The following is a 24,460-nucleotide window of genomic DNA, read 5'->3' as shown; positions in this document are numbered from 1 at the left end:
GCCCTCATACTAGTCAGCCGGCCGCAAGTGTCACGGTCGCATCCGGCCAGTTCGAGTAGCCAATTGAGTCAAACGTCGCGCAAGCGTCAGCCATTTACTTTAGTCGTGGATTCAAATTACCTTTCAGGGCGTTCATCCGCCCGTGGTGGCCTCGATCAAGGGAATTCGATCATGCAATCGCTCGGCTTCACCTCCGTTCCGCCGCTGCTCAAGTACCTGCGCCATGCCGAACACCTGGGCCTGGCCATCGAGCCTGCGTTGGCGGCGGCCGGCTTGCAGTCGCAGCAGTTGAGCGACAACAGCCTGCGCTTGCCGGGTGAAACCCATGAGCGGTTGCTCGATTATTTCTGCGAGCACTCGGGCGATCCGTTGTTCGGTCTCAACGCGGCGAATTTCGTATTGCCCAACTCCTGGAGCGTGCTGGGCTACATCACCATGAACTGCGCGACACTGGGCGATGCCATGAGCCGCATCATGCCGTTCGAAAAACTGGTGGGCGACATGGGCGTCAGTCGCGCCGAGGTGCAGGACAGCCACGTGCACCTGATCTGGAGCTGCCGCTTCGAACGCCCGCGGATTCGCCGGCATCTGGTGGAAAACGTGCTCGGCTCCTGGCTGCAATACGCACGCTGGATCGCCGACACCCAACTGTCGCCGGCCGCGGTGTGGCTGGAGCACTCACGCCCGGCAGACACGACGCTGACGCAGTACGAGCAGTTTTTCGAATGCCCGGTGCTGTTCGATCAACCGTATTCCGCGCTGATCGTGCCGTTGCCATATCTGCAGTTGCCGCTGCGCCAGGCCGATGCGCATTTGCTGCGCACGCTGGAGGAACACGCCCAGAGCCTGATGGCGACGCTGGAGGATGCGTCGCTGGAGCAGCGGGTCAAAAGCATCCTGCGCCAGTTGCTCAAGGAAGGTCTGCCGCGCAAGGAACAGGTGGCCGAACATCTCGCCGTCTCGGTGCGCACGCTGCAACGCCAGTTGCATCAGGCCGGCACCTCGTATCAGCAGATCCTCGATGACTTGCGCCAGGAGCTGGCCGAGCATTACCTGCTCAACAGCACCTTGCCGATTCAGGATATTGCGCAGTATCTGGGCTTCACCGAACCGCGCTCGTTTCACCGCACCTTCAAGAGCCGGCGCGGCATGCCGCCTGGCGAGTTTCGGCAGATTCACCGGGTCAGTGGTGGTGCCGAATGAGTGTGCGACTCACAGCCCCCCTCACCCCAGCCCTCTCCCAGCGGGAGAGGGAGCCGACCGCAATATGCTCACGATCTATGCCGACCTGAAAACGCTTCTGTGAATCCATAATCGTCACGATCTTTCAGGTCGATGTATGGCGATAAACACCTCGGTCAGTCCCCTCTCCCCTGGGAGAGGGTTAGGGTGAGGGGGCTTTTGGCTCAGAGGCTGATCGCGTTGGTGAACACCAGTCGATTGCCGAACGGATCGGCGATGGTCATGTCCTGGCTGCCCCACGGCATGGCCTGAATCCCCGGGTGCGAGAACTTGTAGTTCTTGGCGATCAACTGCTGCTGGAAGGCCTCCAGCTCATCTGTCTCGATCCGCAGGGCCGAACCCGGTGTCGCATCGCCGTGGTGTTCGGACAAATGCAGCACACACTCACCGCGCGAGACTTGCAGGTATAACGGGAAACCGGGCTCGAAGCGGTGCTGCCAGTCGATCTTGAAGCCGAGGAAGTCGACGTAGAATTCCACGGCCTTGGCTTCATCGAAGATCCGCAGGATCGGGGTGGTTTTGCCGAAGCTCATGGGGTGCTCCCTGACTGATGGGCCCCGCCATGCAGCCGGGGTAGATGTCAGCAATTCGGCTTGGTGACGGCTTTCTTTAGTCGCAATGTGCCATCACTGTGACGCAATCCGCCAAACTCAGTGAAAGTTGTCACGCAGATCACCCTCACGCGCCAGAAACCGCCCTGCCCTCTGCCCGTTGACCTGCCCCTCTCGATAACTCAAAACGCCGTTGATCCACACGCCATCGATGCCTTGCGCGGCACGTTGCGGGTCGGTGAAGTCCGCCACGTCATGCACGGTTGCCGGGTCGAACAACACCAGGTCCGCCCAGTGTCCTTCGCGGATCTCGCCCCGCTCCTTCAAGCCGAAGCGCGCCGCCGACAGACCGGTCATCTTGTGCACGGCGGTGTGCAGCGGAAATAGCCCGACATCGCGACTGAAATGGCCGAGCACCCGTGGGAAAGCCCCCCACAGGCGCGGATGGGGGAACGGGTCTTCCGGCAGGCCATCGGAACCAACCATCGACAGCGGATGGGCGAGGATCCGGCGCACGTCACTCTCGTCCATGCCGTAATACACCGCGCCGGCCGGTTGCAGGCGTCTGGCCGCGTCGAGCAGTGGCATCGTCCATTCGGCAGCGATGGCGGTCAGGTCGCGACCGCTGACTTCCGGATGAGGCGTCGACCAGGTGATGGTGATGCGGTGGGCGTCGGTGACCTGCTTCAGATCCAGCGTCGAAGAACTGGCCGCGTAGGGGTAGCAATCACAGCCGACCGGGTGGGTTTTCGCCGCCTCTTCCAGCGACGCGAGCAACTGCGCACTGCGTCCCCAGTTGCCCACGCCGGCACATTTGAGGTGGGAAACGATCACCGGCGAACGGGCGTGGCGGCCAATGCGAAACGCTTCGTCCATGGCCTCCAGCACCGGTTCGAATTCACTGCGCAGGTGAGTGGTGTACACCGCGCCAAACGCATTCAATTCTTCGGTCAGTTGCATGACTTCATCGGTGGACGCCGAAAACGCACTCGCATACGCCAGCCCTGTGGATAAACCAAGGGCGCCCGCTTCCAGGCTTTCACGCAACTGCTCGCGCATCGCGGCGATTTCAGCGTCGGTGGCGGTGCGAAAAAGATCATCGAGGTGATTGCTGCGCAGCGCCGTATGCCCGACCAGCGCCGCGACGTTCAAAGTGGTGTTGGCCGCTTCGACCGCCGCGCGGTAATCGCTGAAACGTGGATAGACGAATGCGGCGGCAGTGCCGAGCAGGTTCATCGGATCCGGTGGATCGCCCTTGAGACTGACCGGCGCCGCACTGATCCCGCAGTTGCCGACAATTACCGTGGTCACTCCCTGGCTGAGCTTGGGCAGCATCTGCGGCTGGCGGATCACCACGGTGTCGTCGTGGGTGTGCACGTCGATGAAGCCCGGCGCCAGCACACGGCCCGCGGCGTCGATCTCTTCGGTGGCGCGGGCATCGCCCGGATCGCCGATGCGCGCGATGCGGCCATCGAGGATTGCCACGTCAGCGGCGTAACCGGGGGTGTTGCTGCCGTCGATGACCAGGGCGTTGCGAATCAGTGTGTCGTACAGCATGTCAGTCTCCGGCGGCAGCGCGGCGTCAGTGTCTGCCTTTGATCAGATGGTGATCGAATCCTTGTTCGATCAGGTAGCGCCAGGCCACCTCGACTTCCTCGGGAATCACTTGCTCGACCTGAAAGCCCAGCGAAGGGTAAACCATGATCCGGTGGATATCGCCGACCATTTCGTCGATCAGTCCCAGGACCCCGATCAGGTTGCTGACCTCCCCCGGAAAACCGAACGACGGCGCATCCACCCAGGCCTCAAGCCCTGGCCATTGAACCGGCAAGGTCAACGCCACGCGCCGGATCGAATTCGGCTTGGTCAGGAACGTCGCCCGACGCACCTGCGGGAACAACGCTCGGGCAAACGCGATGTTCTCGGCGAAGTTGGTGGCGCGGGATTCGAGGGTGAACTGATCCGGCGAAACACCCTGCACCATGGCCCGTTGGGCAAAAATATCGGCTTCGGTGCGTTCCCACAAATGCGTCGTCCAGTTGCCGGTGTTGCCGGTAAACAACAGATGCGGGGCGACGCCTTTTTTCAGCAACTGACAGGCGTAATCACAGACCCGCAGGTCGTAGGAGCCGCACACCACAATCAGCTCGCACTCGCTGTGTTGGCGTCCTGCTCCCAGGAAATTCCACAGGACGGTCGCGTGTCGCAAGGTCGGCGTCATGAGCGTGCGAACCTCTGGGCAACCTGCCCGCTGATAAACAGCCCGCCGTCGGCATAGAGGTGCGTATCCACCCCGCCCGGCGAGACCGGGAGCGCCGTGAAATCCGCGTACGTACGCAGTGCCCCGTGAGCGCTCAGCGTCGGATCGTCGCCGATACCGATGCACAGCGCGCCGCTGCTGACCGCTGATTGCACACCGCTGACGGAGTCTTCGAAGACCAGGCATTCATCGCTCTGACGCTCCAGTCGGGCGGCGGCCAGGCGATAAGGATCGGGAGCCGGTTTGCCGCTGCGCACATCGTCGCGGCAGACGATGCAGTCGAAAACCGACGTCAGGCCGTGCTGCTGCAGGACGTGGTCGACTCGCGCTCGCCAACTGCTGGTCACCAGCGCCAGCGGCACTCGCCCATTCAATTGGGCGATGAACGCAGCGACACCCGGCACCAGCGCGCAGATCGAAACTTCTTCGAGGGCGTCGACTTCTTTCTTGATGGCCACGCGCGTCTGTTCGTCGAACTGACCGAACAGGGCCTGCAGGGTGTAACCGCCCGGGCGGCCGTGAATGTGGTCGTCGATGAACGCCTGATCGACGGCAACACCGTAGTTGCGCGCCACCGTGGTCCAGGCGAATTCGATGACCTCGCGAGACTGGATCAGCACACCGTCCATATCAAAGCAGACGGCTGTAAACGTTCGTTGTGTCATCGGTTGCACTTCGCATTTTCTGGTGAGCAATGAAGGCCAGCACGGTTCCCATCAGGGCAAACAACGCCATGACATACCAGGACCATTGTGGCTGCGTCTCGTACAGATACCCGGCAAATGGCGTGGCCAGGCCCATGGGCAAGGCAACCGCCAGCGAGTAATAGACACCCTGGGTAAAGACCTGGATATCGGGCGGAGCGTGATCGCGAATGCAGCGCATGATCGCCGAGTGATACGCCGCGAAACTCAGGGCGTGCAGACATTGCCCCAACAGGATCACCGGGACTGCATCGCTGTCGGAAAACAGCGCCCAGCGCGCCGCCGCACAGACACTGGAAAACATTACGATAGACAACGGTGAACAGAACGACAGGATTTTGTTGGAGAACGCGAAATAGGTGATTTCCGCGATCACCGCCACTGACCAGAACACCCCGATGGCGGTTGAAGAATAGCCTTTCACGCCCCAGCCAATCGACGCCGTGGAAAAGTACAGGGTGTGACTCAGTTGAATGAAACTGGCGGCGGCAATCGCAATCAACAGGCCCTTTTGAGCGAACAGCGCCTTCCAGTCGGGCCGCTTCGTCCCACGCTCGGGTGGTTGCAGATGCGCCAGCGTGACCTGACGCTTCAGCCACAGACACGCCAGCGCGGTGAGCAACATGCACACGGCAATCACCACCGGCACCCACGACTGGCTGTACTGCGCAAACAACAGACCGCCGAGGGTCGATGTCAGGATAAAGGCCGAAGAGCCCACCGCGCGGACCCAGCCATAGTTCTGCAGGGCTTGCTTGTCACGCTTGAGCAGATAGGACTCGGACAGCGGCAACACCACCATCCACAGCCCGCCAAACAGAATGCTCAGGCACACGAATCCCCACAGGTGCACCGGCAGGAAATAGAACAGCAACGTACACAACGCCGCCGAAAATCCGAGAATGGCCGCCAGCCGCAGTTGATCCACGCGCCAGTCGGCTACGTAGGTGATCAACACGCCGGTCACGACCTGGGGCCAATAGACCGCTGCGATCAGCAGGCCGATCTGGCTGGCGCTGAAGCCCAGCGAATTCAGCCAGGTCGGCCAGAACGGATAGATGATGCCTTCCGCGGCAAAGAACCCGAAAAAGATCAGATACATGGGTCAACCATACGCTCGATGCTCCTGAGCAGGGCTCCAGCGGAGCCCTGTAACCATCCTTCCATTATTCGAAGCGTTGCTGGGTGAAGCTGTTTTTGCCTTTGCGCCAGACAATCAGTGATTCACTCATCACCACCAGATCGACCATCCCGTCTTTCAGTGCATCCAGTGCATCCTGCGGCGAACAGACAATCGGCTCTTCATGGCGGTTGAACGAGGTGTTGATCAACGCCGCCTGACCGGTCCGCTCATGCCAGGCATTCAACAGACGATGCATGAATGCATCGCGCTGCGGGCGAATGATCTGCGGCCGCGCCGTGCCATCGATGTGCACGACTGCCGGACTGGCCTCGCTGAACTGCGGATGACAATCGTAGGTCATGGTCATGGTATCTGCCGCCACCTGGTCCTCGTCCCACCCGACATAGCAGGCCGCCGCGTGTTCGATGGCGGTGACCGGACCGAACGGCATGAACTCGGTACGGTGCATGCGCTTGTTCAGCCAGTCGTTCACTTCGCCATCCTGCGCGTGATAGACGATGCTGCGGTTACACAGTGAACGTGGCCCGAACTCCATCTTGCCCTTGAACATGCCCAGCACCTGATTCTCCATCAGTGCGTCGGTCAACACGTCGATGATGTTCGACGGGGTGTGGTAACCGAGCTCGGGATAGTTGCGATGGATCAGGTTGATGTTCTGCGAAACGCTGCGCGAGTCCGGCCCCAGGGTCATTGCCGGGTTCCTGAAGCGGGTGCCGTTCTCCAGGTACGCCGCCCCGACGGCAGCCGCCAGCGCCAGCCCGCCATCGCCCATGCATGGCAGCACATAGACGTTTTTCACGCCGGGAATCTCGCGCAGGCGCTGGTTGAGTTTGACATTGCCAAACACGCCGCCGGCCAGGCACAGGTTGGTGCTGCCGCGTTGTTCCAGATGATGTTTGACGATCGCCACCAGCAAGTCTTCGCTATGGCGCTGTACCGCAGCGGCGATGTCCTCCGGGGTTTCTTGGGAGAACAGGGTCTCCAGAGATTCGCTGTAATTGTTGTAGGACGGCACGAACAGGTCGCCGCAACTCGCCTTGATGCGCCCGTCTTCGAAACGGATCATCTGCTGCATCACCCCCAGCAACTTCTGCGGATCGCCGAACGCGGCCAGACCCGTGACTTTGCCTTCATGACGGTTCGGCTTGTAGCCCAGCAAGTGGGTGATCCGGCCGTAGAAGTAACCCAGGCTGTCGATGCTGGTTTCGCGTTGCAAAACCGTGGTTTCGGTCGGGCTGTACCAGGTCACGGTCAGGGACTGGAAGTCGCCGCGCCCGTCACAGGTCAGGGTCAAGGCCTCATCGAACGGCGAGCAGACATAAGCACCGAGGGCATGGCATTCATGGTGATCGATGTAATACGCCTTGCCGGCCAGGCCATTGGCGGCAATGTACCGGTCGAATTCGGCGCGCTTCTCTTTATCGTTTCGGACTTCATCGGTGACACGCTGGCGGAACTGCGCCAGGCCCTCGGGGTTGTTCCGGACCTCTTCGACGATCCGGTCGAAATACAACTCAAGATGTTTATCGGCGTTGAAACCGGCATTCCATCCGTAAGCCACGTAGTCGAGATCTTCCAGTGACACGCCAGCCTGGCTCAACACAAACTCGATGGACCTGGCGGGCCAGATCTTGTGGTCCTTGATACGGGTGAAACGCTCTTCGCTGACCGCCGAGAGAATCTGACCATCGCGTACCAGGCAAGCGCCCGACAAATCGTTATTGGTAATGCCCAAAATGACCATAACTACTCCTTGTTCTTGCCAATTTCGCGGATGAGTGTGCCCACGACCCAAGAGCGCAATGCTCCGGCCAGGGCGCTTGGCGCCGTGTCATGAACCGTGAGGAGGCGAAATCGTCTGATTCGCCCGGGATATGCCTTTACGAGCAGGCAGCAGAGGTGCGTATTGCCATCGCAAATTCCTTTTGCAAAAAAATTCCACGGGCGTTACCCACCGACCTGGCCTCATGGCCAGACAACCAGTGGGTGCCCGCTATCCTACAAACCGGCCAGCTGCGTTGGCCATGCCTGTGCGGGAATCAGACTAGTAGGAAATGTCTGAACGCTTCGATGAGCCTCGGCGCCCTGTCCTTCTTTTCCGGGGCATAAAAAAACCTGTGGGAGCCGGTGAGCTCCAACAGGTTCAAGTGTGGTGCGGGCTCACACCATTTCGTGGCGAATCCACTCGACCACCGACGTGCGCTTCGGCGCCCAACCCAGCAATTCGCGGGCGTGCTTGCCGCGAACCCTGCTGTTGGAGCCCAGGCCGTAGTTGGCCATTTCGTAGCCCCACTCGGCTTCGGCGTCTTTCAGCGGCCAGTCCTGTGGCTCGCCCAGGTTCAGGGCTTCGGCCATGGCGGTGGTCATGTCGATGAATGACGCTTCGCCGCTTTCGACAAAGTAGAACGTGCCCGGGACGTTTTTGGTCAGGGCCAGCAGGTACAGCGCCACCACGTCTTCGATGTGCACGTTGGACCAGATGTTCCGGCCGGTGCCGACGTGACGCACCACGCCGCTTTTGCGTGCCTGTTTCAGCAGGCGCGGCAGTTGCACGCTGTCGCGATGGACGCCCAGGCTGTGGCCGTAGATCAGGGTGTTACAGATGACGGCCGAGTTAACGCCGTCCTTCGCTGCCGCGAGGATCAGGTTGTCGATGGCCACCCGTGCGGCCTTGTCGACGGTCGGCTCAGGCAGGTTGTCTTCGAAATAGATGACGTCGCTGGATTTGCCGCCCGAAGCATCGCCGACGATGCTCGAACCGCTGGTGTGCAGGAACACTTTGTTCGAGCCGCGCAAGGCATCGAGCAAGGCTTCGACCGCGCCGCGATGATCGCTGCTGGCGGCGTTGATCACCGCGTCGGCGGCACGGGCCTGTTCGGCCAGCAGCGCCTTGTCGTCGAGGGTGCCGATCACCGGGGTGATGCCCAGTGCTTTCAACTCATCGGCCTGTTCGGCGCTGCGCACCAGACCGGTGACGGTGTGGCCGGCCTGGACCAGACCGGTGGCGATGGAGCCGCCGATAAAACCGGCAGCGCCGGTGACGAATACGTTCATGGAGAAACTCCCTGCGTGAATAAGTGATGCAACGAGTATCGACCGCCAAGCCCGGTGGAAAAACCCGCCCTCAACCAATTCACTCTTGCGCAGGGATCACGAATCAGCCCTTGAAATCGGCACTGGCGTAAGCCGCCAGTTTGCTCTGGATGAAATCCAGGAAGCACTGGATACGCAGCGCCAGTTGCGAGTTACGGTAGTACACCGCGTTGATCGGCTGGCGATAACCGCTGTTGAACTCCGCCAGCAACACCTTGAGACGCCCGGCGCGGATGTCGTCGATGGTCATGAAGTGCGAAAGACAGGCAATGCCCTGGCCTTCGAGCGCCAAATGGCGAACCGTCTCGCCACTGGAGGCGCTGATCGCCGGGGTGATCGGCCAGCGGTCGCCGTGCACGTAACGCAGCGGCCACTGATTAAGGCCTTCGTTCTGGGTGAAGCCGAGCAAGGTGTGCGCGCTCAGGTCAGCCACTTCCAGCGGCGCGCCGTGTTTTTCCAGATACGCGGGACTGGCGACGATCAGCAGCGGACTGCAACCGAGCGAGCGGGCATGCAACGTCGAATCGGCGAGGGTGCCGATGCGGATGGCGACGTCGGTGCTTTGTTCCAGCAGGTCAATGATCAGGTCGTTGCTGTTGAGTTCGAGCTGGATGTCCGGGTACAGCTGCCGGAATTCGTCGATGTACGGCACGATGGCGTGGAGCATGAACGGCGACGCGGCGTTGATGCGCAGCCGTCCTGATGGCGTCTGCTGGCGCGAGGACAGGCGCTCTTCGAGCTGGTCCATCTGGTCGAGGATCAGCTTGGCCTGTTCGAAGAAATACTTGCCCTCCTCGGTCAGGTCCATGCGCCGTGTGGTGCGGTTGATCAGCGTGGTGTCGAGCTTGGCTTCCAGCCGCGACAGCGTGCGACTGACCGCCGACGGCGTCTGTCCGACCTGCTCGGCGGCGGCGGAGATTGAACCGCATTCGATCACGCAGACGAAAATCTGCAACTCATCGGATCTGGCTTTCACGGGTGTCCTCGAATCGAAAGGCCTGCTGGAGGCTCAGGCCTTCGATAGTAGCCGAGCGTCAGGCTTTGAGGCCAAACACCTCGCTCAGATGCTGCTCGTAACGCGCCACGTCGGCCTCGATGTTCGGGCGCTTCATCACGTCCACGCAGAGGAAGGTTGGCAGGCCGGTCATGCCGAGGAACTGGTTGGCCTTGTGGAACGGGAAGTACACAGCGTCCACGCCTTTGGCTTCAAAGAAATCGGTCGGATCATCGAACGCCTGCTGCGGTGCGTTCCAGGTCAGCGACAGCATGTACTGCTTGCCCTGGATCAGACCGCCGCTGCCGTACTTCTGCGAGGAGTCGGAACGAGTGCGGCCATCGCTGGCGTAGAGGCTGCCGTGGCCTTCAGTGAAGACTTCGTCGATGTACTTTTTCACGGTCCACGGTGCGCCCATCCACCAGCCCGGCATCTGATAAATGATCACGTCGGCCCAGAGGAATTTGGCGACTTCTTCAGCGATGCCGTAACCCTCGTCGATGAAGGTGGTCTTGACGTCGACACCGCCGCGATCCAGCACACTCAGCGCCGCTTCGTGCAGGGTGGTGTTGTAACGACCGTCGGAGTGGGCGAATTTTTTACCGCCGTTGAGCAACAGCACTTTCTTCATGGGGGAGCCTCGATCGGATTCCGATGCGCAGCGCAGAGCGCTGGATGGAGAAGGGGAAAAATGGAATGGCGGCAGATTAGCGACCCGCCTCGCGCGGAATAAGCACCGGTTGCGCAAAATTCATTTGAGTAAAACGCACGAATCGAATGCTGATTCTTGCCGTAGGATTGGCCGCCATCTGAATTTGAATGGAGTTTTTTGCGATGAGCGAACGCCAGGGTTTCATCCTGCACGCCAAGACCCGCCCGGAAAAAGCCGAGGCTTTCGAAGCGTTTTTCCGCGCCTACGTCGAACCGAGCCGCGCCGAACCCGGCTGCATCGAGTACCACATGCTGCGCGACAAGGAAGACCCGACGCTGTTTATCTTCTACGAGATCTGGGAAACCCAGGCGCATCTGGACGTGCACTCGAACCTGCCGCACATGCAGCAGTTTCTCGCTCAGCGCATGGAGTATCTGGAGCGGGATTTCGACATCCGTCCGATCGAAATGCTCAGCGATTCGTCCGCTAGCCGCTGATCAGCAGATGGGCGCCGAGCGCGCCCAGACCAATGAAGAACACCCGCCTGAACAGCACGGCGCTGATGCGCTGACGCAGCCACTGGCCGAGCAGCATGCCGAGCAACGCCGGGATCAGCGCCAGCAACGAAGCGCTCAACTCCGGGCCGCCCAGCGAGCCGCGCCAGAGCAATCCACCGGCCAGCGCCAGGGTCGACACGGTGAAGGACAGGCCCAGCGCCTGCACCAGTTCATCGCGGCGCAAACCCAGTGCCTGCATGTACGGGACGGCGGGAATCACGAACACTCCGGTGGCCGACGTGATGACGCCCGTGATCACACCACAGAGCGGCCCCAGCCACGGTTCATGGCGGCGACTGACACTCAGCGTCGGCAGGAACAATCCGCTCAGCGCATAGAGCAACAGCGCCGCGCCAAGTCCGCGCACCACCCATTGCCCGCCCGCCATGCCGATCCACAAGGTGCCGATGGCCGTGCCGAGGAAGATCGCCAGCAACATCGGCCACAAGCGTTTGACCAGCCCCTGCAAATGCCCGCCGAACGCCAGTTGCCAGACGTTAGTGAGCGTCGCCGGAATGATCAACAACGCGGCAGCCTGCGACGGCGCCATAGCCAGACCGAGCAACCCCATGGCGACAGTGGGCAGGCCCAGACCGATCACGCCCTTGATCATGCCGGCGACGACAAAGGTCGCAATCACCAGCAATGACAGAGCCAGACCGAGGTTTTGATAGAAATCTGCGAGTGCGTTCATGGCGATACTGTGCGCTTGCGCGGATGAACTGAAAATCTGTCATACACTGAGACTGCCTCTCGCTCTGCCTGAGGCTAGTAGATTTTTTGCGGCCACTGGCCTCTTCGTCGGGGCTGACACCACTGATATTGAGGCTGCCCCATGCACTTCGACCTCACCGACCTGCGCCTGTACCTGCACATCCTCGACAGCGGCAACATCACCGCCGGCGCCGCACGCAGTCATCTTTCACTGGCGGCGGCCAGTGCGCGGATCCGGGCGATGGAAGCGTCGCTGGGCACCGAGTTTCTTGAGCGTGGACGTCGTGGTGTCACGCCGACGCCGGCCGGCAAAGCCCTGGCGCAACACGCACGAGTGTTGCTGCAACAGGCCGAACGTCTGCAACAGGATCTGGCCGAGTACGCGCGCGGCGTCAAAGGCCAGGTGCGCTTGCTGTGCAACACCACGGCACTCAGCGAATACCTGCCGGAGGTGCTGGCGGATTTCCTGCGTGAGCATCCCAACCTCGACATCGATCTGCAGGAGTTGCCCAGCGCCCGCATCACGCATGCATTACGCCAAGGGGCGGCGGATCTGGGCATTGTGTCCGACGCGATCGACACCACCGACTTGCAGACCCGAGCCTTTCGCGACGACCCACTGGTGCTGATTCTGCCTCTGGACCATCCGCTGTCTGACGCGACCGAAGTCAGTTTCAGCGACGCCTTGCGTCACGACTTCGTCGGCCTCGACGCCGACAGCGCGCTGGCGGTGTATCTGGAGGAACAGGCACTGCACAGCGGCTCGCGAATGCAGATCCGCATCCGCGCCGATGGTTTCGATGGCGTGATGCGCATGGTCGCTCGGGGTGCCGGCATTGGCATCGTTCCGCTGGCGGCAGTTCAGCGGTCCGCGTCGCGGGGCTTCAAGACCCTGCCGATGAATGAAGGCTGGGCCGTTCGCAAACTGTTGCTGTGTGCCCGGGATTTCACCACGTTGCCAAGCTACGCCACAGCCTTGTTGCAAGCCTTGGCCCTCCCCGGGGATTGATCTTTTCATCCGCAAAATAAGCTCAAGGAATAGCTTGCAAGGTACGTATACATACGTACTATATCGCCAGAGCGAACGTGTTGCCCGATACCCGTTTTCGCCCAACGACAACGGACAAGGAAGAACGGATCGGCTCCATTAAACCTACATGGAATGAGGTGACGCGATGGTTGATTCAACGGAGTTTCGTAATGCAATGGCGATGCTGGGGAGTGCTGTCACCATCGTCACGACCGATGGCCCTGCGGGGCGTTTCGGCTTTACCGCGTCGGCGGTGTGCAGCGTGACGGATTCACCGCCCACGTTGCTGGTGTGCGTCAATCGCTCGTCGTCCAATCACGAGCATTTCAAGACCAATGGCGTGCTGTGCGTGAACGTCCTGACCGGCGATCACCAGTCGACATCAGGGGCGTTCGCCAATCGGCAGTTGAGCATGCAGGAGCGTTTTTCCAGCGTGAATTGCCAGACGCTCAAGACCGGTTCACCCGTGATCGAAGAGGCACTGGTCAGCCTCGATTGCCGGGTCAGCAAGGTCGACGAGGTCGGCACCCACAGCATCTTCTACTGTGAAATTCTCGAACTGCAGCAACACAGCGAGGCCACGGAAGGCCTGGTCTATTTCAACCGCAGTTACTACCGTCTGAACGACGAACTGCGCCTGGCACCCGAGCAGTGATCCAGACACCCGCCGGCCTCGGCTGAAGCCGGCCGGCGGGTCATGACAGGGATGTAACCATGCTATTCAATGAAGACAACTTCGCGGATATCGACCTGAACCTGATCATCATTTTCCTGGTGCTGTTTCGCGAACGCAGCGTGTCACGCACGGCCGAGCGCCTGCACGTCAAACAACCCGCCATCAGCGGATCGCTGGCACGGCTGCGCAAGCGGTTCGATGATCCTCTGTTTCTGCGCTCATCCAGAACCATGCGCCCGACCTCGAAAGCCGAGGAACTGGCGCAGGCCCTGACACCGGCGATCAGGCAGATCGAAGCGGTGATCCGGCTCTGAACAAACGGCGAAAAAAACCTGCGGGAGATTGCTCCAGCAGGTTTCATTGCATCAGGCCGATTTGAGCGCCTGAGCGTACTCGACCCGGGCCCAGAACGCCGGCAGGAAGCACTCACTGACCAGCAGCGCCGAGCCATTGCGGGTGAAGCGCGAACGCCGGGCCAACAGACGCTTGGCCTGCGGCGCGTAGCGATGGGACAGCGCCGCCAATGGTGCGCCGGGGGGCAGCAAGGCGCACTGGAAGGGTTCGCGCAGGGTCTGGTCCGACGTGTAGAGAATCTCGGCCAGCGGTCGACGACCGTAGCCGTTCAGATCCGCCCAGTCGCCGCTCAGCGCCGGCACGCTGGTCAGGCTGCGCGCAGTGACGCAGGCCTCGCCATCCAGTTTCATCACCACCTCGCGCACCCAGCCAATGGTCATCGGCGGCACGTTCAGCGCTTGCGCTTCTTCCGGATTGAGCGGGCCATGGGACTGCTCGACCACTTCGATTGAATAGTCGCCCATGGCTTTCAGACGCGGGGTCAGTGCCCCGGGCAAAAACAGCCAGTGATGCTCGGAGCCGGTCAGTTCCGACAGGGGTCGCGACGACCAGTAATGACTTGTATCCATACCGCCCACACCTTCCTGGTGATTGTGAATTGATGGAATGCCATGGAGCGCCAACCTTTCACAGGCGGTTCGCCACGGTCACTCGCTTGCGTTTTCTTCTGTGACTTCGTGTTTGCTGATCACACTGATGGTCTGTTCATCGGTCTTGACCGCCGAGAGCAGCGAATCGAGCAGGCCAGGGAAACGCACGTCCATGTCTTCGCGACGCAGGGACAACAGGTTTTCCCGACCATACGGACGCTGCCAGATCAGACCGCTGTCGCGCAGGACCCGCCAGTGGTGAGTCATGGTCGACTTCGATGCGCCCTTGAGGATCCGGCCGCATGGATGTTCCTGGCCATCGGACAACACTTTCAACACGGTCAGGCGTAGCGGGCTTCCCAATGCGTTCAGCACATTTTCCAGAAGGATCTGATCCTGATTGGGGTGATTCGGGACGTTCATAGGTAGGTACCCTTGATGATATAGGCGGGAAAAATCCGTCTTGTATTCGTCTATACGAGAACAGTAAGACTATACACAAGATGCCTTTTCCCCGCGACAGCCGCCCCGAAGGCGGCGTCCCGAAAAACACTACAGAGCACTGCTCTGTGCCGTCTCCAGCGCGGGGGCCTGGAACCCGCCGCCCAGCGCTGCCATCAACGAAACCGAGCTGTCGATGTGCTTGCTGTTGAGGAAGGCCAGGCGCATTTCGTCCTGAATCAATTGTTGCTCGATGTTCAGCGCATCGAGGAACGTGTCTTCCCCGGCCTTGTAGCGCGACTGCGACAGATCGTAAGACGACTGGGCAATCGCACAGGCATCGCGCTGCACGAGAATCTGCTGCTCGAAAGAACGCAACTGCGTCACCGAAATCGCCACCTCGTGCAGCGCCGAATTCAACACCCGGTTGTACTGGGCAATCGAACTGTCGAGTTCAGCGTTGCCGGCCTTCAGATCGGAGCGCAGACGCCCCGCATCGAAGATGGGCAGCGACACCGTCGGCGCCACGTTCCAGAACTTGCTGACCCCGGCGAACATCGCATCCCCCGTCAGTGCATGAGAGCCCGCCGCCGCCACCAGATTGATGTTCGGGTAGAACGTGGTCTTCACCGCCTCGACGTTTTTAGTCTCGGCCTCTACGCGCCAACGTGCGGCGACGATGTCCGGACGACGGCCGAGCAACTGGGCCGGCAACTGCGCCGGCAATGCCACGACGCTGGCCTGCAGATTCGATGGCCGCTCGAGCGTGTGTGCACGATCGACGCCCTTGCCGATCAGCGCCGACAATTGCAGCCGGGCGATTTCGATGTCCTCGTTGGCGCCGATCAGTGTCGATTCCGAACGCGCCTTGAGGCTCTGCACCTGCTTGAGTTGCGACAGGTTGTCGAGCCCCGAGCCGTACCGTGAATCCGTCAGGTCCACCAGTTTGCTCAAGCGTTCGAGATCGCGCTGATTGAGCTCCGACACCTGCCAGGCATACGCCAGCTGGTTGTAGGCCTTGGCCACGTTGACCGCCAGAATCAGCCGCGACGATTGCAGGTCGACCTCCGCGGCTCGTGCGCTGTTGAGCGCCGACTCCCAGGCGGCGCGCTGGCCGCCCCAGAGGTCGAAGCTGTAGCTGAAATTCACAGCCAGATTACGCGCGGTGAAGTATTTGTGGCCCTCGCCGCTGTAGTCCTCGAAGCGCGACAGTCGGCCACGGGTGACACCTGCCGATGCATCCATTTCCGGGTAGCGCTCGGCATCGCGCAGATCAAGAAATGCGTTGGCCTTTGCGACCCGGGCAGCGACTTCCTGCAAGTCCGGGTTGCTGGCATACGCCTCTTCGATCAACGCACCCAGACGCGGATCGCCCAATGACGTCCACCAGTCTGCACGCGGCCACTGGGCCGCTGGCAACTTGTCTTTCAGGCTGTCGGACGGCGCATCGCCGACCGCCAGCAATTTGCCCTGATGATCGATCCCGGCGTAGTTCACACAACCGGCCGCCAACAGGATGGACGCCGCCAGCGGCGCCAGCATCAAACGTGTAATCGAATACATGTCACGTCCTCACAGGATGGGTTGCGGCACACCGGCCGGTTCGGCTTCGGGTGCGTGGCTCGGTTGCTTGATCGAACTGAGCAGCGTGTACACCGACGGCAGAATGAACAGGGTGAACAAGGTGCCGATCAGCATGCCCACCACAATCACCAGGCCCAGGCCGAAGCGGCTGTTGGCGCCGGCGCCGCTGGCGAACAACAGCGGCGCGAGGCCGACCACCATGGCAGCGGTGGTCATCAGGATCGGCCGCAGACGCACCTGCGCGGCGTGCTGAATGGCTTGCACGCGGTCCATGCCTTGCTGGCGCTGCAACTCGTTGGCGAACGCGACCATCAGGATCCCGTGCTTACTGATCAGACCGATCAGCGTGATCAGGCCGATCTGGGTGTAGATGTTCATCGAAGTCATGCCCAGCGCCAGCGGCACCAATGCCCCGCAGATCGACAGCGGCACGCTGATCAGAATGATGAACGGGTCGCGGAAGCTCTCGTACTGCACACTCAGCACCAGATAGATGATCACCAGGGCCAGGCCGAAGGTGAACGCCAGGCTGTTGCCTTCCTGCACGTATTGGCGGGCGTCGGACTGCCAGTCGAAACTGAAGCCGGCCGGGAAATTTTCCGATTGTTTCTGCAGGAAGCCCACCGCATCACCCAAGGTCACGCCCGGTGCCGGAATGGCCTGGAAGGTGGCGGAGTTCTGCTGGTTGAACTGAGTCAGGCGATTCGGCTCGACCTTCACGCTGAGAGTGGCCAGCGTCGACAACGGCACCGGGTTGCCCTTCTGATCCTTCACGTAATACAGCTTCAGGGTTTCCGGGGTCAGGCGATCCGCCGACACCGACTGCGGGATCACGTCATAGGAACGACCGTGGAACGAGAACCGGTTGACGTACTTCTCGCCGATCAGGCTGTTGAGCGTCTCGCCGATGTCCTGCATGCGGATGCCCAAGGCGTTGGCCTTGGCCCGGTCGACCTGGATTTCCACTACCGGGTTGTTGAAGTCCAGATCGCTGTCGACCACCGCGAACAGGCCACTGGCCTGCGCAGCCTGCTTGAGCTGATCCATCACGTTGTACAGCGCCAGGTATTCCTGATCGCTGCGGATCACCATCTGCACCGGCAGACCACCGGTGGAGCCCGGCAGGGGCGGCATCTGGAACACGAAAATGCTCGTGCCTTCGATCTGATTCACCCGCGCCTGCAAGTCAGGCTGGATGGTGTTGGCGTCGCGGCCGCGTTTTTCCCAGTCCACCAGGTTGATCCCGCCGACGCTGTTGGACAGACCGTCGGAACCGTTCGCCACCCAGTTGCTGTAACCCTCGGGGATTTCGTTGAAGGTCTTGTACAGTTCGTGGGCGTAGGCTTCGAGGTAATTCAGGTTGGCGTGCTGCGGCGCCTTGATGGCGGTCAGCAGGATGTTCTGGTCTTCCAGCGGCGCCAGTTCGGTCTGCGCCGAGCGATAGAGGAAAGGCAGGCTGAAGAAAATCACCAGCGCCACGCTCAGGCTGATCCAGCGCCGTGCCAGCGAACCGCCGAGCAATGCGCCATAACGACGGGACAGGTACTGGAAGAAACGATCGGCCTTGATGGCCATGAAGCCTTCGCTGGTTTTCGCGTCCAGCAGACGAGTACTCATGATCGGCGACAGGGTCAGGGCGACGATGCCGGAAATCACCACGGCACCGGCCAGGGTCAGTGCGAACTCCTTGAACAGCGTGCCGGTGAGGCCGCCCATCAGACCGATCGGCGCGTACACCGCCGCCAGGGTAAAGGTCATCGCCACCACCGGCCCGGCTACTTCACGGGCGCCGATCAGTGCAGCGTCGAACGGTGTCTTGCCCTCTTCGATGTGACGATGGACGTTTTCCACCACGACAATGGCATCGTCCACCACCAACCCGATGGCGAGCACCATGGCGAGCAGAGTCAGCAGGTTGAGGCTGAAGCCGAACATCTGCATCAGCATCGCCGCGCCGAGCATCGACAGCGGAATGGTCACCAGCGGAATCAGCACGGTGCGGAACGTGCCCAGGCACAGGTAAATCACCAGCACCACGATCACCAGCGCTTCGAGCAGGGTGTAGCTCACCTCGTCGATCGACGACTGAATGAAGTGCGCCACTTCGAACGGGATCTGCACGGTCACGCCCGGTGGCAGGGTTTCCTGGATCTGCGGCAGCAATTCGCGCACGCGCTTCACGATCACCAGCGGGTTGCCGGTCGGTGCCGCGTCCAGACCGAGGAACAGCGCCGGTACGTCGCTCATCGCGCCGCTGGTGTCGGTGGAAGCCGCGTTCAGTTCTACAGTGCCAACGTCACGCACACGGATGATGTGGCCGTTGTCGTTGCGCAGCACCATGTCACGGAAGTCTTCGACGCTGTTCAGGTCAGTGTTGACCCGCAGGTTGCTGACCACGTACAGGCCCTTGACCTGCCCAGGTGCGGCCTGGAAGTTGTTGCCCTCGATGGCTGCCGAAACGTCCTGCCCGGTCATGCCGTAGCCGGCCAGACGCTGCGGGTCGAGCCACAGGCGCATGGACAGTTTCTGCTCGCCCATGATGTTGATCTTGGCCACGCCTTCAATGCCGGCAAACATCGGCTCGACGACGCGGGAGATGTAATCCGACATCTCCGGAATGGTCAGGTTGGAGCTGGCGAACGCAACGTAGGCCACGCTCGTGAAGCCGCCGGAAGTGCGCTCCACCACCGGGTCGTAAGCGTCCTTCGGCAGGCGGTATTTGATCTGGTTGACCTTGGCCATGACCTCGGTCAGCGCCGCGATGGAGTCACTGTTGAGTGCCATGCGGATCGTCACCTGGCTGCGGCCCTGGGTCGAGGCCGACGACAGATAGTCGATGCCCTCGACCGAAGCCACGGCCTGGCTGATCGGTTGGGTGACGAAGCCTTGCATCAGTTCCGAAGAGGCGCCGGGGTACTGGGTCGTGACCGTGATGGTCGACGTCTCCAGCATCGGGTACTGGCGGATCGGCAAGTTCATCAGCGCACGCACCCCGAACAACAGGATCAGCGTGCTGACCACCACGGCCAGCACCGGGCGGCGAAGAAAGAGGTCGGTGAAATTCATTTTTCCAGCCCACTGAGTTTAAGAGCAATCGTGTCCGGCACGCCTTCCACCGCCACGCCGTCGTGGAGCTTGAGCTGACCGGACGTCACCACTTGCACACCTTCGCTCAAGCCCTTGTCGACCACCGCCCAGCCATTGCGGCGCTCGCCGACCTTGATGCTTTCACGCTTGACCTTCTGCACGCCGGCCTCGTCGGTGTAGACCGAGAACACGCTCTCGCCGTAGGCGTTGTAAGTGATCGCGGTTTCCGGAATCAGCAGTTCGGCGGTCTGCGGCAGGGTCACCGAGACCCGTGCATACATGCCGGGACGCAGGCGTTTCTGCGTGTCGGTGATGACCGCTTGCACGTTGATGGTGTGGGACTGGTTGATCTGCGGATCGACCGCGACGATTTTGCCGGCGAAGGTCACATCCCCCCAGGCATCGACCTTGGCCTGCACGGTCTGGCCCAGTTGCACTTGCGAGCCATCGCGCTCGGCGAGGGTGAAGTTGACGCGCAGCACGCCCGGATCCGTCAGGGTCGCCACCGCGCTGCCGGCTTGCAGGTATTGGCCAAGGTGCGCCTGGCGAATGCCGAGGGTGCCGGCGAACGGCGCGCGAATGTGCCGCTGAGCGATCTGCGCCTGCATGCGCTCCATGTCGCCTTTGGCGGCGTCGTATTGAGCGCGGGCACTGTCGAAGGCGCGACGGCTTTCGGCGCCGGTCTTGGCCAGTTCCTGGACCCGGGCGAACTGGGCCTTGGCCGATTCGTACTCGCCTTTCAGGCGCACCAGTTCACCTTGCTCGGGTGCGTCGTTGAGCTTGAGCAGCACCTGCCCCGCCTTCACTTCATCGCCGGACTCGAAATCGATGTCCACCACTTTGCCGCTGACTTCGGCCGAGACCAGCACCTGACGCTGCGCCTCGAGTTTGCCGATGGCTTCGAGGTAGTAGGTGTACGGTTGTTTCTTGACCACGGCCAGACCGACCCGGGTGCTGGGAATCCGTTGTTCGGCCGCTGCCGGTGGCGGCGACCAGAAACGCCAGCCCAGGGCGGCGGACAACACCACGACCAGAATAATAAACACCAGCGACTTAACAATATTTCGAGCAAGCATGTGGCACTCCCTTGACTCTTTACTGCGAGCACAAAAGTTTGAGATTTAAGAAAATAAAGGTGCAACTTGAAACGGGCGCGTTATTGATCCCTGTGAACACTCACTGATAACGCGCCCGTTTTATTTATCCGCTATTACGCCGCGGCCAGTACGTTGGTTTTATCCAGGTAGTACTTGCCGATACCGTGCAAGTTCAAAGGCGACAGGGTGAAGTGCTTGGAACCGGTATGAATATCGCGGAAACAACGTTCCAGGAAGTGCGACTTGTAGACGGCTTTTGAGCCGGCCATCGAGTAGAGCTGGTTGACCGCATTGACCGAGTTCTCGGTCAGCACCGAGGCTGCCAGGCCGACACGGGCGCTGACCGGTTCGCCGATGGTTTCACCACGGCTGATCACCTGGTGAATCGCATCTTCCAGCAGCAGTTGTGCGGTGTGCACCGAGGAGATGGCGCGACCGGTCTTCTCGAAGATCACCCCTTCCAGACCCGGATCGGTGTTCACGGCGCGATCGTTGCGGAAATGGTCGACCGCAGCGCGGGCCACGCCCAGCACGGTGGACATCGCCGCCAGGGTGCCGAACTCGTAGTAACCGGTGGCGTAGGCGCGGGAGCTGCGTGCTTCGGGGGATTTCTTCAGGGTTTCGACGTCCAGCGAATACGACTTGTGGACGATGACGTTGGAGCACTGGAAGTGGTGGCTGCCGGTGCCGCGCATGCCCAGAGTGTCCCAGGTCGGCAGGATGGTGCACTGGCTGGCGGGCACGAAGAACATCCGCACTTCCGGTGTAGTGTTGTTTTCGGTGCCTTTGACGGTGGCGGTGCAGACCAGCCAGTCGGCGTGGGCCGAGCCGCTGGCGAACGCCCATTTGCCGCTCAGCAGGTACTCGTCGCCCATCGGCAGCGCTTCGCCGCCGGAGTGGATGGCGCCGATCACGAAACCGTCACAGTGGTTGTAGATCGCTTCGGAGGTGGCTTCCGGCAGGTAGTCCGACAGACGCCCCATCGCCACTTGCACCGCCAGTTGCCAGGACAGCGAAGCGTCGTACCGGGCAAATTCCAGCACCAGCGCGGAGGTGGTCTGGATATCGACCTGGGAGCCGCCGAACGCTCGGGACACCGACGTACGGCCGAAACCGTCCTTGAAGAATCGGGACATCACATCCTTGTGAGTCGCATTTGTCTGCTCGCTGTAATCGCGGTGCTGAACAATCAGCGGATTCAGTGCACGCACCTTCTCGAGCCATTCATTGGATTCGGAGGGAAGGCTGTTCCATTGCATTAGATTTTTCATAACGGCTCCTAGCTATTATTTATTTACGATCAGCAGACGAAAAAACAGACAAAAGTTTTGTTGTTGTTAAACCCCGATAAAAATGTACGACTACAGTCGTACATTTGACAAGCACTATTATCAGACTTCTTTCATTTCCCAATAAAAGAACAATCACTGTCCGACAATAACGCAAGGCGCAAGAGGCCCACGTAACTTGCGAGCAAGTTACGTTACTTGAATCTTTTTGATTACTTCACGCCGGCGCGCCGGTCACTGACTTTCGACAGTGACGCCCAGTCCTGATCGGCCTGACCATGAGCCATGCCGTCCAGCAGGTTGTCCTTCAACACACTGGCAAACGGCAGCGGCACCTGCGCCGCTTCACCCGCCTCCAGCGCCAGGCGTACATCCTTGAGACCCAGCGACAATTTGAAGCCGGCCGGCTCAAATATGTCATCGGCCATCTGCTTGCCGTAACCCTGATACACCGGCACCGGAAACAGCGTCGAAGTGATCATGTCGATGAACGACGCACGACTCACGCCGTAACCGCCGGCCAGGGTCGAGGCTTCAGCCATGGACTCGATCGCCGAGGCGATCATCAGATTGGCCGACAGCTTGGCGGCGCAGGCCACTTCAGCCGTGTCGCCGAGCGTCCAGGTCTTGCGCCCCAACACATCGAACAGCGGTTGTACCCGAGCCAGTGCTTCGGCAGGCCCGGAGGCGAGAATGTTCAGATTGCCGGCAGCCGCCACATCGACCCGCCCCAGCACCGGTGCCGACACGTAATCGACGCCGCGTGCTTCATGCACGGCCGCCAGTTCCCTGGCCAGCGCCACGGACACCGTGGACATGTTGACGTGAACGCTGCCGGCTTGCAGACCGTCCAGCGCCTTGGCGTCGAAGAACACCGAACGGATCGCCGTGTCATCGCCGAGCATCGAGATCAGCACCTCGGCCTGCGCCGCCAGCGCCGGTGTCTCGACGGCTTCGGCGCCGGCCTTGGCCAGTGCTTGCAGCGGTGCTGTCGAACGATTCCACACGCGGACCCGATGCCCGGCTTTCAGCAGGTTCAGCACCATCGGTGCGCCCATCGTGCCCAGACCGATAAATCCCAGTTGCATGTCGCGTTCCTCTCTCGATGAGGTCTTCAAAGCCGTTTGGACAATGATGCAGAATTGCGATTGTACGTGTACAGGCGTACATTTCAAGTGCCGCGATGATTCATTCTTCACGGCAAGGGTTTCAAACGCACCTTTACCCAAGGCAAGGAGGCTTTATGCAATTCGGGATCTACACCGTTGGCGACGTCACGCAAGACCCTACCAACGCCCGTACCCCCAGTGAATCCGAGCGCATCCAGGCCACCCTGCAAATTGCGCAGAAGGCCGAAGACATCGGACTGGACGTGTTCGCCACCGGCGAACACCACAATCCCCCGTTCATCACCTCCTCTCCCACCACCCTGCTGGCCTACATCGCAGCGAAGACTCAACGCATCATTCTTTCGACGTCCACCACCCTGATCAGCACCAACGATCCGGTGCGGCTGGCCGAAGAATATTCACTGCTGCAAAACCTCTGCGGCGGACGCATGGACCTGATGCTCGGCCGTGGCAACACCGCGCCGGTCTATCCCTGGTTCGGCAAGAGCATCGCCGACGCCCTGCCGCTGGCGATGGAAAACTATCGCCTGCTGCACCGGCTCTGGCGCGAGGAAGACATCAACTGGAGCGGACGCTTTCGTACACCGTTGAACCACTTCACCTCGATCCCGCGACCGCTGGACGACCTGCCGCCCTTCGTCTGGCACGGCTCGATCCGTACCCCGGAAATCGCCGAGCAGGCTGCCTATTACGGCGACGGTTTTTTCGCCAGCCACATCCTCTGGCCACGGGAGCATTTCATGGCGCTGGTGGAGTTCTACCGCACGCGTTTTGCCCATTACGGCCATGGTACGCCGGAGCAGGCGATCGTCGGCCTTGGCGGGCACATCTTCATGCGCCGCAACTCCCAGGATGCGCGCCGGGAGTTCCGCCCTTACTTCGATAACGCCCCGGTATATGGCCACGGTCCGTCCCTGGAAGAGTTCATGGAGATGACCCCGCTGGCGGTCGGCAGCCCTCAGGAAATCATCGACAAGACCCTGACCTTCCGCGAGCACTTCGGCGACTATCAGCGCCAGTTGTTCCTGTTCGACCACGGCGGTATTCCGCTCAAGACCGTACTGGAACAACTCGACATGTTCGGCAAGGAAGTCTTGCCGGTGCTGCGTGAAGAAACCCGCAAACGCCGCTCGCCGCTGGCGGCCGAAGCGCCGACTCACGCCAATCGCCTGGCCCGTTTGCAAACTCCGTCGGCCGATCCACACCCCACGGTCAAAGCGACACAACTCGATAGCGTGACCGGCCACTGACCCTGTGGGAGCGAGCCTGCT

23 protein-coding genes are annotated in these 24,460 nt (G+C 61.0%); 6 read left to right on the top strand and 17 right to left on the bottom strand.

Annotated elements, in window-relative coordinates; all coding sequences use genetic code 11:
- Positions 1 to 171 precede the first annotated feature (171 nt).
- Positions 172 to 1,203, top strand: a complete 1,032-nt coding sequence (locus tag J5M72_RS26890; RefSeq protein WP_207867887.1) for an AraC family transcriptional regulator — start codon at positions 172 to 174, stop codon at positions 1,201 to 1,203.
- A 203-nt stretch (positions 1,204 to 1,406) separates the two neighbouring features.
- Here J5M72_RS26890 and J5M72_RS26885 read toward each other — a convergent pair whose 3' ends face one another.
- The 9 genes from J5M72_RS26885 to J5M72_RS26845 all read right to left on the bottom strand — a co-directional run bounded on the left by J5M72_RS26885 (position 1,407) and on the right by J5M72_RS26845 (position 10,619).
- Complete coding sequence (locus J5M72_RS26885; RefSeq protein ID WP_207867885.1) at positions 1,407 to 1,775, bottom strand: glyoxalase superfamily protein; 369 nt, start codon at positions 1,773 to 1,775, stop codon at positions 1,407 to 1,409.
- Between the two features lie 117 nt (positions 1,776 to 1,892).
- Positions 1,893 to 3,350 carry a D-aminoacylase gene (locus tag J5M72_RS26880; protein ID WP_169428768.1) on the bottom strand — a complete coding sequence of 486 codons (1,458 nt, stop codon included), beginning with the start codon at positions 3,348 to 3,350 and terminating at the stop codon, positions 1,893 to 1,895.
- 25 nt (positions 3,351 to 3,375) lie between these two features.
- Positions 3,376 to 4,014 carry a YdcF family protein gene (locus J5M72_RS26875; RefSeq protein ID WP_207867882.1) on the bottom strand — a complete coding sequence of 213 codons (639 nt, stop codon included), beginning with the start codon at positions 4,012 to 4,014 and terminating at the stop codon, positions 3,376 to 3,378.
- On the bottom strand, positions 4,011 to 4,718 hold the full coding sequence (locus tag J5M72_RS26870; RefSeq protein ID WP_169428766.1) for an HAD family phosphatase: 708 nt from the start codon (positions 4,716 to 4,718) through the stop codon (positions 4,011 to 4,013). The genes J5M72_RS26875 and J5M72_RS26870 overlap by 4 nt, the downstream gene beginning before the upstream one ends.
- Positions 4,684 to 5,859 carry an MFS transporter gene (locus J5M72_RS26865; protein ID WP_207867880.1) on the bottom strand — a complete coding sequence of 392 codons (1,176 nt, stop codon included), beginning with the start codon at positions 5,857 to 5,859 and terminating at the stop codon, positions 4,684 to 4,686. Before J5M72_RS26865 ends, J5M72_RS26870 begins: the two co-directional genes overlap by 35 nt.
- Before the next feature lie 64 nt (positions 5,860 to 5,923).
- Positions 5,924 to 7,645: a carbamoyltransferase C-terminal domain-containing protein gene (locus J5M72_RS26860; RefSeq protein ID WP_169428764.1), complete on the bottom strand. Its 1,722-nt coding sequence runs from the start codon at positions 7,643 to 7,645 to the stop codon at positions 5,924 to 5,926.
- A gap of 416 nt (positions 7,646 to 8,061) precedes the next feature.
- Complete coding sequence (locus J5M72_RS26855) at positions 8,062 to 8,955, bottom strand: NAD-dependent epimerase/dehydratase family protein (protein ID WP_207867878.1); 894 nt, start codon at positions 8,953 to 8,955, stop codon at positions 8,062 to 8,064.
- A gap of 103 nt (positions 8,956 to 9,058) precedes the next feature.
- Positions 9,059 to 9,970: a LysR family transcriptional regulator gene (locus tag J5M72_RS26850; protein ID WP_169428762.1), complete on the bottom strand. Its 912-nt coding sequence runs from the start codon at positions 9,968 to 9,970 to the stop codon at positions 9,059 to 9,061.
- 58 nt (positions 9,971 to 10,028) lie between these two features.
- A complete protein-coding gene (locus J5M72_RS26845; protein WP_207867877.1) occupies positions 10,029 to 10,619 on the bottom strand; it encodes an NAD(P)H-dependent oxidoreductase in 591 nt (196 codons plus the stop codon).
- Positions 10,620 to 10,822: 203 nt separating this feature from the next.
- Between J5M72_RS26845 and J5M72_RS26840 the strand changes: the two genes are divergently transcribed.
- Entirely contained in the window at positions 10,823 to 11,137 is a 315-nt protein-coding gene (locus J5M72_RS26840) for a putative quinol monooxygenase (RefSeq protein WP_207867875.1), read from the top strand.
- Here the strand turns inward: J5M72_RS26840 and J5M72_RS26835 are convergent.
- Entirely contained in the window at positions 11,127 to 11,891 is a 765-nt protein-coding gene (locus tag J5M72_RS26835) for a sulfite exporter TauE/SafE family protein (protein WP_207867873.1), read from the bottom strand. The two genes, J5M72_RS26840 and J5M72_RS26835, sit on opposite strands and share 11 nt — an antisense overlap.
- Before the next feature lie 141 nt (positions 11,892 to 12,032).
- Between J5M72_RS26835 and J5M72_RS26830 the strand changes: the two genes are divergently transcribed.
- From J5M72_RS26830 to J5M72_RS26820, 3 genes are all read left to right on the top strand, one after another.
- Entirely contained in the window at positions 12,033 to 12,920 is an 888-nt protein-coding gene (locus tag J5M72_RS26830; RefSeq protein WP_207867871.1) for a LysR substrate-binding domain-containing protein, read from the top strand.
- A 166-nt stretch (positions 12,921 to 13,086) separates the two neighbouring features.
- Entirely contained in the window at positions 13,087 to 13,596 is a 510-nt protein-coding gene (locus J5M72_RS26825) for a flavin reductase (RefSeq protein WP_007953834.1), read from the top strand.
- A 59-nt stretch (positions 13,597 to 13,655) separates the two neighbouring features.
- The gene (locus J5M72_RS26820) at positions 13,656 to 13,931 is read left to right on the top strand and encodes a LysR family transcriptional regulator (protein ID WP_169428758.1); all 276 of its coding nucleotides are present in this window, start codon (positions 13,656 to 13,658) and stop codon (positions 13,929 to 13,931) included.
- A 51-nt stretch (positions 13,932 to 13,982) separates the two neighbouring features.
- Here the strand turns inward: J5M72_RS26820 and J5M72_RS26815 are convergent, their stop codons facing one another.
- The 7 genes from J5M72_RS26815 to J5M72_RS26785 all read right to left on the bottom strand — a co-directional run bounded on the left by J5M72_RS26815 (position 13,983) and on the right by J5M72_RS26785 (position 23,177).
- Entirely contained in the window at positions 13,983 to 14,540 is a 558-nt protein-coding gene (locus J5M72_RS26815; protein ID WP_169428757.1) for a chorismate lyase, read from the bottom strand.
- A 78-nt stretch (positions 14,541 to 14,618) separates the two neighbouring features.
- Entirely contained in the window at positions 14,619 to 14,984 is a 366-nt protein-coding gene (locus tag J5M72_RS26810) for a helix-turn-helix domain-containing protein (RefSeq protein WP_169428756.1), read from the bottom strand.
- A 129-nt stretch (positions 14,985 to 15,113) separates the two neighbouring features.
- Positions 15,114 to 16,565: an efflux transporter outer membrane subunit gene (locus tag J5M72_RS26805; RefSeq protein WP_207867869.1), complete on the bottom strand. Its 1,452-nt coding sequence runs from the start codon at positions 16,563 to 16,565 to the stop codon at positions 15,114 to 15,116.
- 9 nt (positions 16,566 to 16,574) lie between these two features.
- Entirely contained in the window at positions 16,575 to 19,652 is a 3,078-nt protein-coding gene (locus J5M72_RS26800; RefSeq protein WP_207867867.1) for a MexW/MexI family multidrug efflux RND transporter permease subunit, read from the bottom strand.
- Positions 19,649 to 20,749: an efflux RND transporter periplasmic adaptor subunit gene (locus J5M72_RS26795; RefSeq protein WP_169428753.1), complete on the bottom strand. Its 1,101-nt coding sequence runs from the start codon at positions 20,747 to 20,749 to the stop codon at positions 19,649 to 19,651. Before J5M72_RS26795 ends, J5M72_RS26800 begins: the two co-directional genes overlap by 4 nt.
- Before the next feature lie 134 nt (positions 20,750 to 20,883).
- Positions 20,884 to 22,041, bottom strand: coding sequence for an oxidoreductase (locus J5M72_RS26790; protein WP_169428752.1), 1,158 nt, complete (start codon positions 22,039 to 22,041; stop codon positions 20,884 to 20,886).
- Positions 22,042 to 22,271: 230 nt separating this feature from the next.
- Positions 22,272 to 23,177: an NAD(P)-dependent oxidoreductase gene (locus J5M72_RS26785; RefSeq protein ID WP_279382186.1), complete on the bottom strand. Its 906-nt coding sequence runs from the start codon at positions 23,175 to 23,177 to the stop codon at positions 22,272 to 22,274.
- A 125-nt stretch (positions 23,178 to 23,302) separates the two neighbouring features.
- On the opposite strand from J5M72_RS26785, the gene J5M72_RS26780 reads away from it, so the two are divergent.
- Positions 23,303 to 24,439, top strand: coding sequence for an LLM class flavin-dependent oxidoreductase (locus J5M72_RS26780; RefSeq protein ID WP_207867863.1), 1,137 nt, complete (start codon positions 23,303 to 23,305; stop codon positions 24,437 to 24,439).
- The last annotated feature ends 21 nt before the right edge of the window (positions 24,440 to 24,460 follow it).

It is taken from the genome of Pseudomonas sp. 58(2021), assembly GCF_017491585.1.
Taxonomy (GTDB): Bacteria; Pseudomonadota; Gammaproteobacteria; order Pseudomonadales; family Pseudomonadaceae; genus Aquipseudomonas; species Aquipseudomonas fluorescens_BT.
This window is presented reverse-complemented; position numbering and strand designations above follow the sequence as displayed.